The sequence below is a fragment of the Candidatus Margulisiibacteriota bacterium genome, from assembly GCA_041658645.1.
Taxonomy (GTDB): Bacteria; Margulisbacteria; WOR-1; order O2-12-FULL-45-9; family XYB2-FULL-48-7; genus JBAZZV01.
Genome location: JBAZZV010000001.1, coordinates 90,755 through 103,168, shown reverse-complemented (window position 1 = coordinate 103,168; position 12,414 = coordinate 90,755). Strand labels below are relative to the sequence as shown.

General features: G+C 54.1%; 11 protein-coding genes. All 11 read left to right on the top strand.

Going from position 1 to position 12,414, the window contains the following annotated elements; all coding sequences use genetic code 11:
- Positions 1–14 precede the first annotated feature (14 nt).
- The 11 genes from WC903_00520 (at position 15) to WC903_00470 (ending at position 12,408) form a co-directional block, all read left to right on the top strand.
- On the top strand, positions 15–1,712 hold the full coding sequence (locus tag WC903_00520) for a right-handed parallel beta-helix repeat-containing protein (protein ID MFA5892440.1): 1,698 nt from the start codon (positions 15–17) through the stop codon (positions 1,710–1,712).
- A gap of 134 nt (positions 1,713–1,846) precedes the next feature.
- On the top strand, positions 1,847–3,544 hold the full coding sequence (locus tag WC903_00515; protein MFA5892439.1) for a right-handed parallel beta-helix repeat-containing protein: 1,698 nt from the start codon (positions 1,847–1,849) through the stop codon (positions 3,542–3,544).
- Positions 3,545–4,831, top strand: coding sequence for an S-layer homology domain-containing protein (locus tag WC903_00510; GenBank protein ID MFA5892438.1), 1,287 nt, complete (start codon positions 3,545–3,547; stop codon positions 4,829–4,831).
- A gap of 48 nt (positions 4,832–4,879) precedes the next feature.
- Entirely contained in the window at positions 4,880–6,796 is a 1,917-nt protein-coding gene (locus WC903_00505) for a hypothetical protein (GenBank protein MFA5892437.1), read from the top strand.
- On the top strand, positions 6,796–8,688 hold the full coding sequence (locus WC903_00500; protein MFA5892436.1) for an S-layer homology domain-containing protein: 1,893 nt from the start codon (positions 6,796–6,798) through the stop codon (positions 8,686–8,688). Before WC903_00505 ends, WC903_00500 begins: the two co-directional genes overlap by 1 nt.
- Position 8,689: 1 nt before the next feature.
- Positions 8,690–9,007 (top strand): hypothetical protein, encoded by a 318-nt coding sequence (locus WC903_00495; protein ID MFA5892435.1) that lies wholly within the window; start codon positions 8,690–8,692, stop codon positions 9,005–9,007.
- A gap of 64 nt (positions 9,008–9,071) precedes the next feature.
- Positions 9,072–9,308 carry a hypothetical protein gene (locus tag WC903_00490; protein MFA5892434.1) on the top strand — a complete coding sequence of 79 codons (237 nt, stop codon included), beginning with the start codon at positions 9,072–9,074 and terminating at the stop codon, positions 9,306–9,308.
- The gene (locus WC903_00485; protein MFA5892433.1) at positions 9,309–9,545 is read left to right on the top strand and encodes a hypothetical protein; all 237 of its coding nucleotides are present in this window, start codon (positions 9,309–9,311) and stop codon (positions 9,543–9,545) included. It begins immediately after the preceding gene.
- Between the two features lie 78 nt (positions 9,546–9,623).
- Positions 9,624–10,766, top strand: coding sequence for a hypothetical protein (locus WC903_00480; protein ID MFA5892432.1), 1,143 nt, complete (start codon positions 9,624–9,626; stop codon positions 10,764–10,766).
- Between the two features lie 126 nt (positions 10,767–10,892).
- On the top strand, positions 10,893–11,192 hold the full coding sequence (locus WC903_00475; GenBank protein MFA5892431.1) for a hypothetical protein: 300 nt from the start codon (positions 10,893–10,895) through the stop codon (positions 11,190–11,192).
- Positions 11,193–11,220: 28 nt separating this feature from the next.
- Positions 11,221–12,408, top strand: coding sequence for a hypothetical protein (locus WC903_00470; GenBank protein ID MFA5892430.1), 1,188 nt, complete (start codon positions 11,221–11,223; stop codon positions 12,406–12,408).
- Positions 12,409–12,414 lie beyond the last annotated feature (6 nt).

The following is a 12,414-nucleotide window of genomic DNA, read 5'->3' as shown; positions in this document are numbered from 1 at the left end:
GTTATAATTTAGCTATGAATACACTCATACGTGCCTGGCTTCTTTTGGCCCTTTTTGCCTCCGCCTCATTTGCCGCTACTTACTATGTTGACGCCGTCAACGGCAGCGACGCGACCGGCACCGGCAGCCAGGCCTTGCCCTGGAAAACGCTGAGCAAGGCGACGGCACTGGGCTCGACCGCCGCCGGTGATACCGTCTACGTCAAGCCGGGCACCTACAACGCGGCGTTGGGAGAAACCTTTCCTATTACAATAACAAACAATTTTTTTGTTGCCACCGCGACATATCAGGCCACGATCGAAGAAAGCGGCGCCTCGACGCAGGCGATCAAACTGGTTGGCAACGCGTCGCTGGAGGGGTTTACGGTCAAGGGAGATGGCGATGATACGGCGGTCGTGGCCGGCTTGATAGATGCCGCCTCGGTCATAACGATCAAAAATAATATTATTAATGGATCAAATTTTACGTACGGCATTCAGTGCGTGCAAGTAAACGATACGGTCGATATCGCTTCTAATATTATTTATTCGGCCGGCCGCGGAATTTTTGTTAATGCCGCGCTGACCAGCGGCTCGATCACCAAAAATACGATCAGGGACTGCGCGAATTTTGGAATTTACAGCAACCAAAGCGATCTGACGATCGATAGGAACACAATTGTCAGAAGCGGCACGGGGATCTACGCGGATACCTCGGGAGCAGGCTATACCGTTGACGCGAAAAACACAATAATATATAACACCGGGGTTAGAACGACCGGGATTTCGCAAAATGGGGCGGAAGGTACCCTGAATTCAAATTACAATTGTGTTTTCGGGAACGCGACCGTTTACGACGGGACGGTTTCAGGCAAGATCGGGGACATATCAGTTGATCCGGCATTTTCCGATGCGACGGGCAATAATTTTAACCTTCAATCGTCATCTCCCTGCATTGACACGGGCGATCCCGCCTCCACGGTTGATCCCGACGGCTCGCGAGCGGACATGGGCGCCTATCCTTATGACCACCGGCCAACGGTCCAAGTTATCACCCCCAACGGCGGCGAAAACTTAACCGGCGAGGTTGCCTACAATATAACCTGGACCGCCACGCAGGACGCGGGGATAGATCACCTGGCGCTTTATTATTCGCTTAACAGCGGAACAACTTATCCAAATACTATTAGTTCCAGCGTGACCAACAGCGGCACCTACGCCTGGACCGTGCCTAACGTCAGCACCAACGAAGCCCGCGTCCGAGCGATCGTGACGGCCAGCAACGGTTACACCGCGACAGACGAATCTAATGCCAATTTCTCGATCAATTCAGCCACGACCACGACGACGACCACGACCACGACGACGACCACCACCACGACAACTACCACCATCCCTTCGGGGGTCACGGTGATCAGCTATCCAAGGGCGCCGCTGGCCGGCACCCCGCTCAAGATCTCCTTTACGGTCGACCGGCCGATCCAAATGGTCGCCTACATCATCAACGCGAACCAGGGGTTGGTCAAGACGATCGAACTGACGGCTCAGCCGAGCGTGGTTAACGAGATCGTCTGGTCGCCAAATGCCTATGGACAATACGAAGGGAATTACGGGTTTGTCCCGGCGGGGCTCTACCGTTGTGAAGCCTATGCCACGCAGACTGGCTTGAAGCAGAGCGTCATAAACGTCAAATTCCTGATCGGCCAGATCAGCAATCAAACGATCAACAACTAAATGACGAGGGCCACACTGCTGGCATTAATGGTTCTGCAACGAACATTGGTTTATCAATATGGTACTGAAGATGGGGTAAGGTCAATATCATTTGACATTATGCGAGGCATTGCTATAATTACTATAATTTAGCTATGAATACACTCATACGTGCCTGGCTTCTTTTGGCCCTTTTTGCCTCCGCCTCATTTGCCGCTACTTACTATGTTGACGCCGTCAACGGCAGCGACGCGACCGGCACCGGCAGCCAGGCCTTGCCCTGGAAAACGCTGAGCAAGGCGACGGCACTGGGCTCGACCGCCGCCGGTGATACCGTCTACGTCAAGCCGGGCACCTACAACGCGGCGTTGGGAGAAACCTTTCCTATTACAATAACAAACAATTTTTTTGTTGCCACCGCGACATATCAGGCCACGATCGAAGAAAGCGGCGCCTCGACGCAGGCGATCAAACTGGTTGGCAACGCGTCGCTGGAGGGGTTTACGGTCAAGGGAGATGGCGATGATACGGCGGTCGTGGCCGGCTTGATAGATGCCGCCTCGGTCATAACGATCAAAAATAATATTATTAATGGATCAAATTTTACGTACGGCATTCAGTGCGTGCAAGTAAACGATACGGTCGATATCGCTTCTAATATTATTTATTCGGCCGGCCGCGGAATTTTTGTTAATGCCGCGCTGACCAGCGGCTCGATCACCAAAAATACGATCAGGGACTGCGCGAATTTTGGAATTTACAGCAACCAAAGCGATCTGACGATCGATAGGAACACAATTGTCAGAAGCGGCACGGGGATCTACGCGGATACCTCGGGAGCAGGCTATACCGTTGACGCGAAAAACACAATAATATATAACACCGGGGTTAGAACGACCGGGATTTCGCAAAATGGGGCGGAAGGTACCCTGAATTCAAATTACAATTGTGTTTTCGGGAACGCGACCGTTTACGACGGGACGGTTTCAGGCAAGATCGGGGACATATCAGTTGATCCGGCATTTTCCGATGCGACGGGCAATAATTTTAACCTTCAATCGTCATCTCCCTGCATTGACACGGGCGATCCCGCCTCCACGGTTGATCCCGACGGCTCGCGAGCGGACATGGGCGCCTATCCTTATGACCACCGGCCAACGGTCCAAGTTATCACCCCCAACGGCGGCGAAAACTTAACCGGCGAGGTTGCCTACAATATAACCTGGACCGCCACGCAGGACGCGGGGATAGATCACCTGGCGCTTTATTATTCGCTTAACAGCGGAACAACTTATCCAAATACTATTAGTTCCAGCGTGACCAACAGCGGCACCTACGCCTGGACCGTGCCTAACGTCAGCACCAACGAAGCCCGCGTCCGAGCGATCGTGACGGCCAGCAACGGTTACACCGCGACAGACGAATCTAATGCCAATTTCTCGATCAATTCAGCCACGACCACGACGACGACCACGACCACGACGACGACCACCACCACGACAACTACCACCATCCCTTCGGGGGTCACGGTGATCAGCTATCCAAGGGCGCCGCTGGCCGGCACCCCGCTCAAGATCTCCTTTACGGTCGACCGGCCGATCCAAATGGTCGCCTACATCATCAACGCGAACCAGGGGTTGGTCAAGACGATCGAACTGACGGCTCAGCCGAGCGTGGTTAACGAGATCGTCTGGTCGCCAAATGCCTATGGACAATACGAAGGGAATTACGGGTTTGTCCCGGCGGGGCTCTACCGTTGTGAAGCCTATGCCACGCAGACTGGCTCGAAGCAGAGCGTCATAAACGTCAAATTCCTGATCGGCCAGATCAGCAATCGAACGATCAACAACTAAATGACGAGGGCCACCCTGCTGGCATTAATGGTCCTGCTTCTTAGTTCGGCGGCTTTCGCCGTTGACTCGGACAGCCTGTCGGTCGGTGCCCGGCCGATCAGCTTGGGGAAAGCCTATGTCGGGTTAGCGGACGATGCCTCGGCCATTTTTCTTAATCCGGCCGGGCTCGGCCAGATTAGCGCGCTCAACCTGTTCAACTCCTATACTTCTCCCCACTCGGACGAAAGCACCATTACGCTCGGCGCGATTTTTCCGCGATTCCAGGGGGTAACAGCCGGCCTTGGGTATGTTAATCACACCACAACCGGCATTCCGATGGAACTGCCGGCTACGGTCGAGGTTAATTACACCGAACAGGAGATCGTCTTTTCCCTGGCGGGGGCGATGGTTGACCGGTTGGCGATCGGTTTAAATTTAGACATATTAATGAAAGGCTTTTCGGTCGATTCCCCCCTCCTGGCGGCCAACCGCGGTTCCGGGATGGACCTCGACCTCGGTTTCCTTTACCAGGCGCGGCGCGACCTTAATCTCGGCCTTAATTTTCAGAACATCCTGCCGGCCAACCTGGGCGGAAGATTTAACTATGATTCAGGCGCGTCGGCAAGCTTGCCGGCGAACATTAAGCTGGGTGCCGCCTGGAAAGTCCGTAAGGAGGTTATGATCCTCCTCGACCTGGACAAAGCGCTGGAGAGGCCCGTCCCCCTCCTTTGGCATTCCGGTGTGGAGTGGCGCCCGAGCGAATTGATCGCGATCCGGGGAGGGATCGACCAGACCCCGAAGAACGGGAGCGAAACCTACACCAATTTTGCCGGCGGCATCGGCCTGCGGGCGCGGGGGATCACCTTCGACTACACATACTATAAGAGCGGTCTGCCGACCGAGCCGACGACCAGCTACTTTGCCATTGGTTACAAGGGGGAGGAAGTAAAAGCCGCGGGACCGACCCCAGAAGCGGTTATCCCGCCATCAGAGACGCTGCCGCCCCGGGTTGAGCTGGCCAAGTTCAGCGATGTGCCGGCCGGACATCCGGCCCGGGAAGCGATCGAGTTAATGGCCACTGCCGGCCTGATCAAGGGACAAAGCGACGGGACGTTCCAGCCGGACGAAAGAGTGACCCAGCGGGAATATGAGAACATTATGGCGGCCGCGCGCCGCGTCGAACCGAACAAGGTAGCTGATCCCGATAGCCCGGTGCCGAAAGGGGCCGGCTATCTGACCCGGGCGGACCTCGCCCAATTACTGCTCGCTTCGCCGCAAGGGCAGGCCGCGGCCAAGAGATTGCGTTGACAGTTCCGGGATCAAGGACTATAATAAAGTCGGCAACGAGGTAGTTTAATGACAAAAAAAATATTAGTGGGATTGGCTTTGCTCCTCTGTTTTGCCCCGCTGGCTTACGCCGGCTGGGACGGATTGACCACCGGGACGACCAAACAGCTTAACGCGGCCGCATTTTTCAATAAGGACCTCGGCTTTATCGTCGGCGAGACCGGCACGGAACTGAAGACGGTCACGGCCGGGGCTAGTTTTGACGTGGCCGCGGTCGGGGCGGTTGCCCTTACGGATGTTGTCGTTCTGAGCGGCAGCGAAGCGTACTTGGCCGGCGGGATAAACGGCCTGTATAAAACTACTGACGGGACGAATTTTTCCGCGGTCACTATTGCGGGGACGATCATCGGGGCCGATTTTCGCCGCGGCTCGGCCTACGGCAGCCGGATCGCTTTTGCCGCTTATAAAGCGAGCCCGGCCGGCAGCTTCCTTTATTATTCCAATGATTCAGGCGGGAGCTTTACCTCGGTTGCCTTGTCGGAGACGGCTTTCGAGGTCTACGGCGTCGTCCTGACGAGTGACGCCACCTGGGAGTGGGGCTCGCTTGGCGGCGGTACATACGCCCTGGTCAAGAACGATGTTACGGTTTGGACCGGGACGACCCCGGTCCGCGACCTCTTTTTTGCCAATAACCTGGTCGGCTACGCCGTCGGGGACAGCGGGCTGGTCTTGAGAACGGCCAATGGCGGCGGCTCGGCGGCCGATTGGCAGGTCAAGACGACCGGTTTTTCCCAGAATTTCCGCGCGGCTTATTTTGTCAACACTGATACCGGCTGGCTGGCCGGCGACTCCGGTTTGATCGCCTTCACCAAAGATAGCGGGACCAGCTATTTCCAGTATCCCGGGACGAGCGCCAGCGTCAATTATCAGGACCTGGCCATTGTGACCACGCTCGAAGCCGGGACCAATGTCGTCTACGCTTATGCCGCCGGTTCAGGCGGGACGGTCGGTAAACTCGCTTCGCCGACGATCGGCGCGCTCTCAACTATTTCCCGGACGCAGGGGTGGCTCGGGACCATAGAAGTCACCGGGACAAACTTTATCCCCGGCGCGGTCCTCTCGTTTTCCGGCAGCGGGATCGCGGCTTACGGGACAACGGTCGAATCGGCCACCAAGCTTCGGGCGACGATCGCCGTCAGCTCAACTGCCCCGGTTGGCGCGGTTGACGCTACCGTCACCAATCCCGACCTGACTTTTGTCACGAATACCGGCGCCTTTACGGTCACGGCCAATAACGGCGCGGTCACGATCAATGAGGTCTGGTTCGATGGAGTGAAATATCCCACGCCAGCGCTCGCGGTCAACGCCCAGCCAGCGATTACTTTTGCCGTAACTACCTCGGCCTCAACGTTGACCAAGAGCGGCTTGAATGCCAAAGTCCTGGTCATCCAGAGCGGGTCCAACAACACATATTCTATCCCCGAGAGCGCGGTGACCCTGAACGGAACGACCAAAGCATCGGTCGTCTTCTCCCTGCCGGCCAAAATGTCGACCGGTTGGGCGACGATCGAGCTTTATGCCGAAGATGTGGCCGGCAATGTCAGCCAGGAGGTCCTCCCGGTCGATGTCCCGCCATCAAGCGGCACTGTCGCCCAAGGAAAAAACCTTTTTGACGTTCTCCCGGTCCCTTACAAGGTCGACCTCGAGAGCGAAGACCTCGTCCTCTACTTTAAGTCAAAGGTCGCGGTCACGCTCGACCAAGGGGCGACAGTTTTGATCTATACCGCGGCCGGCGGCGCGCCGGCTTTTTCGAAGAACTACTCTGGTCCGATCACCAACGGGTCCAAAATAATCATTCCCAAGCGTTCGCTCCCGGCCGCCCTGCAACGGGTTTGCATCGCGCTGGTCCAGATAGTGGATAACAATACCAAGCGGATCGTCGCTTCAGGCAAGTTCGCTCTCGTCGACAAGAGGTATGGGATGTAATGAAGGCGAACAGGGGGAGCCTGGCTGTTGCCATATTGGCCCTGTGCGCCAGCTTGGCGCTGGCGCAGTACACTGCGCTTGACCCGACCCGGATCGTTCCGGACGCGCGGGTCCTGGGGCTCGGTAAAGCGTACTTTGGTTTAGCGGAAGGGACCGCCTCGATCTACACCAACCCGGCCGGACTGGCCGACGCCAAAGGGTGGCAGGTCACTTCGATGTCGGGAAAGTTCCTCGATGAATACAGTTACCTCGCTTTTGCCGGTTATTATCCGACCACCTATGGCGTTTTCGGTTTGGCTTATGCCGGGACCTCGATCGGCGGCGCCTTCGCGACCACGGTTGAGGTGGGGTCCGATCCGGACGACCCGATCTACACCTTTGACCTTAGCCAGCCGGTGATGGGGAACGAGAATTCGGTCATTGGCCTCGCTTACGCCAATAAAGTTGATGCTGTCGAATACTTAAAAAAGCTCCCCCTGGCTGACCGGCTCGCTTTCGGCACAACCCTGAAATTCTTTAATGCCTCACTCCACGGCGACAGCATTTTCGGGGGCGACGCCTCCGGCTTCGATCTCGACTTCGGCTTGAAGTTCGCTCCGCCGCAGACCTGGATCAAATTGGGGGCGGCGGTGCAGAACCTCCTCCCGGCCGCCCTGGGCGGGAAGCTCCACTACTCTTCCGGTCATGACGAATCATATCCGGCCTCGCTCAAGCTCGGTTCCGCTTTCCAGGTCATCGGCAAAAAAGACGCTGTCCGGGCGCTGGGCGACCACGAAGTCAAACTGATGCTCGATGCCGACACTTATCCGACCTTGAGCGGGTATCCCTGGGTCATGCATGCCGCGGTGGAGTGGAAGCCCTTCTCCATGCTGGCGATCCGGGCCGGCATCGACCAGGACGCGGCGGGTGACGGGGCCGGCGCTTTGACTACGGTAACGGACAACGCTTTCGGCGTCGGCCTGATGTTTGGCGGGTTCAACTTTGACTACGCCTACCACACTTTTGCCGGCATGCCGAACGTGGATAACCATTATTTCTCGCTCTCCTACGGGCTCCTGCCGCCGGTCGAGGTCAAGACCAAGCTTGTTCTGACCTCGCCGGAAGATAAGCTGATCACCTTCGATGAGAAGGTCAACGTTATCGGCACGGTCCTGGACCCGAACGCCAAGAAGCTTACTCTTAATGATACGGCGACTAAGTTCGGCCTAAAGGGGGAGTTCAGCTCGGTTTACGACCTCAAGTTTGGCAAGAACAAGATCACCGCCTCGCTCTATGACGGGGCGAACAAACCGATCTTCTCCGGCAAGCGGCGCGCCCTCCGGCTGATCACCTTCCCCGACGTCAAGATCGGTTACTGGGTCGACAAACAGATCTCTCTCCTGGCGATGGCGGGTGTGATCACCGGCTATCCCGACAAGACCTTCCGGCCGGAGGGGAACATTACCCGGGCCGAAATGGCGACCCTGATCGTCAAGACAATAGGCGGGACGCCGGAAGCCCTGCCGATGAAGTTTAAAGATGTCGCCAAGAAGCATTGGGCGGCGGCCTACATTGCCAAAGCGGAAAAGCTGGGCATCGTCCTCGGTTACCCGGGGAACAAGTTCCAGCCGAACGGCAAGATCACCCGGGCCGAAGGGTTGGCCATGGTTGCCCGCTACGGCGGCATCTCCGAAGAGGTCTTCACCGGCCAGTTCCAGGATATCGCGGCCGAGCATTGGGTCGCCAAGCTCCTGGCCGGCGCCAGCCAAGCGGGCCTGCTCGACTTCCTGAAAGACAAGCCGTTCGAGCCGAAGAAACTGCTTAACCGGGCCGAGACGGTCGAGATGCTTTATAAGACGGAGCCGGTGAAGACGCTGCTCGACAAGGATCTGCTGAATTGGGAGAGCTATTAAAATGGCGGAAGAAAGGGTAGCGTCGGCTTTAGACGTGATCGAGCGGCTGATCGTGGACGGGCAGAAAGAGGTTATGCAAGGGATTTTGCAACTCCAGAGCGGGCAGGATGAATTAAGGACGGGGCAGGATGAGTTAAGAGGCGGGCTGAATGAATTGAGAGAGGGGCAAAGATCAATAATAGACTGGGTGAAGAAGATCGACAAGAAGCATGACGTTAACGCGGACGCGCATTACGATTTACTGCAGGCCGTCAAAAAAGATGTCGGCGAAGTTAAGGAAAAGCTCGAGGCGCACATGCGTCAGCCGGCCCATGCTTGATAAGGGAAGGGTGGTTAGGTTGTTGGAAACGAAGAGTGGGAGGGGTAATGAGGAGAAAAAGAAAATGGTAAATCAGAAAAACAATTTAAATTTTGGATTTAAGCGGAGAGTCATCAAAAAGGAAAAGATCGGACCGCCGATTTGTTCTGATTTCAGGCAGGCTCAATATGGGGCGGCCTGCGAGCTTTCCAGCAAATGCAAGAACGCGACGTATCAAGGCGAATTTTCCGGCACATGTTATGGCGGCGCAAGAGAGACGGAAATCAGAGATCGTAAAAAACGTCAAGAGGTGGCTGTTTAAATGGCGGAGAAAGAAATAACGCTTAATCAGATAGCGGTCATGATCGAAAAGGTCGGGTCAGATGTCAAGGCGGTCGCCGAGGGCCATCAGGTGATCCGGTCCGAGATGGCTCAAATGGAAGGGCGACTTTCAGAAAAGATCGATTTTGTGGACAGCAAGGTTGAATTTTTAGCCGCGGATGTCCGTGAAATTAAAAAAGACTTGAAAGAGCATATCAAAATGCCCGCGCACGCGTGAGACTTGGATAAAATAGAAGCAAAAGTCGGGGCATAAAACCCTCGCGATGAGTTGAAAAGAAAAAGGGAGGACAATGATATGTTGAAAAAAATAATGACGGCAGGTTTAACGGCGGCGGTGATGGTGGCGATCCTGGTCGGATCCAGCTGGGCGGCGATCCCGCAAAAGATCAATATTCAGGGGGTTGTCACGCCAAAATCAGGCGCTCCTATTTCGTTTCCATTTACCACAGACGTTGCGGTTGGAATTTATAGTGATGAAGGTGGGACGGCGCTGGTTAAGGAATATTTAGTTTCAAAAATCACAATTGACGAAAAGGGATTTTTTAATATTCCGATTGACATCGATAATAGTTTTACGCCTTTTGATCAACCTTATTATGTTAAGATTATACTCGGGAAGCTGGGAGTGTTCCCAGAAAACGGCACTCAACCCCTCCTCTCCGTCCCTTACTCCCTCCGCGCGCAGGTGGCGGAAGGATTGCCGGGAGTTACGGTAAAAAGCGGCAATGTCGGGATCGGGACGACTAGTCCTTGGGGAAAGCTCCATACGGAAGATACATCTAATTATGGTGTAAGCCTTTATACTCGAGGAGCCCGCGGCGTATTAGGGATAAATAAAGATTCCCCGATAGATATAAATGGGAATGGAATCTATGGGTTACTTGGAGGGAAGCGTCTCCAACCCGGCGCTGATTGGGGGACCCAGCTGTTGGGAAATGGCAACGTCGGCGGCGTATACGGGCAGATCAATTACAATAATTTCGGATATCTGGGTTACAACCACTCTTCTTTTGGTGAAAACGGGGTTTATGGTTATAGCCAGGCTGGGACCGCCGTTATGGCATTTACTGCTAGTGGGACTGCAATTAGGGCGGAGAGTACAACCGGCACGGCAATTAATATCTCTAAAGGGACGATCAAGGTCAACAGTGTAAATCAAACTGTGGTTTTAACGGGTTTTGATCTGAATCCTCCCGTCACAACAACGATCAACGCAGCTGCTGGGACTGTTACCAATACTGGAGGGACCAGTGGTTTTGTTAAAGTATTGAACTCGTATGTCACGGCCAATTCAATTATCTTAGCTACCCCACAAACCGGTTACTGGTCAACTTCAACACAATTATGCGTGAAGGATATCCTGGCCGGAAGCTTTAAGCTGTTTGTTCCCGTTCCCGCAGCGGCTAATGGAAAAGTTGCTTTTCTAGTTATTAATTAGCAAATGATAAAGAAAAAATCATAGACAAGCAAAACAAAACTATTCAGCAAAAGAAAGAGATCGACGAATTGAAAGCGCTGGTCAAGAAATAGGGGGCAGGTGGTTGGGTAGAGGGGAAGATAAAATATGGCTGAAGAAAAGACTAACGAATTATTAAATAAGATCGAAAAGCTCATTGTGGATGGGAATAAGGAGCTTCTGGGCCGGTTTGACGCTCTTGCCGCTGACGTTGGCGTGCTTAAAGAAGATGTTGGCGTGCTTAAAGAAGATGTCGGCACTCTTAAAAACGATGTTGGTTGGATAAAACTGGAGCTGAAAAGAATCGACAAGAAGCACGATACTAACGCTGACGCGCAATACGATTTGATGCGGGATGTTAAAGATAAGCTCGAAGCGCATATGCGGGTGCCGCACGCGGTAGCTTAGGGGTCGAAGGGGACGGATGGTTGGGTTTATGAAAATGAATTTAAATAAAATATTTATAATATTAATATTACCGGCACTGGTCATTGCCGCCCCGGCCGCGGCCGACAAGCTTGAGGGGAGCGGCTATACCCTCTATGACGTCATTAACTCCGGCGGTCAAACACTAACGGGCAGTGGTTATACCCTTAAGGATTCCAAGGGAGATACGATCGGCGGGCAAATGACAGGGAGCGGTTATACGATAATTCCCGGACTGTTCGGGCTAGGCGGCGGCAATAAGATCGGCACGGCTCCCTGGGGAACGGTCCCGCTAACGATCGCCCGCGATGGCGATAACATTAAAATTACCTGGGACGCGGCGGCGGCTCCCGGGGCCAAGATCTACGTTTTAGCCGGCGACGGGACCGGCCAGTTCCAAAAAACTGACGATACAAAATGGAAACTTTATACAGACGCCTCAATTGCCAGTCAATTTGGCGTGACTAATATATTAGCGGGGATACTGTTCCATAATACTCAAGTTGGTCAGGGAGCCGGCGAAGTTTATTATTTCGGGTTGCAAGCAGGCGTGACGCCCCAAACGATCTGTCAGGATACCGACCCGCTCTACAAGGGCAAGACCTGTTTTGTGGTCGCTCCGGCGGTGGGGAAGGCGAATGTTAATTTATATAAAACGCCTGCTTCGGGCTGGAACTTTATCTCTTCCCCCTTGTTGCTTGGCGGATTAGATCAGGTTTTAGGGACAGATTATACGCTGGGGGATCAGGTTTGGGTCTGGGAAGACGCTAATCAAAAATTTATCGCTCCAATTACTTTTGATAAATCGACCTGGGGGAACAACAATTTTAATCCCGGATTTGGATATTTATTAAATTTAACGGCTAATTCCCCTAAAGTCACGACAATGATCGGGAATGTTAATACTAAGGCCCTGGATCGGCCGATAAGCTTTAAGACAGGGACGCCGTCGTACGGCTGGAATTTGATTGGCAATCCTCAGGCCACACTTGACCTCAATATGACAGGTTTTGCCGCAGGCAAAAGCGTTAGCGGGGATTCACTCTGGGAATGGGACAATGCCGGGCAAGAATTTCTTGCGCCGTTAACTTTTGACGGGACAAAATGGCCGGGCGGCACTCAACTTAAAATAATGAAAGCCTACGGCTATAATTTTACAGGCACAAATGCTTTTACCTGGCAGGTCCCGGCCCAGTGAGATTTA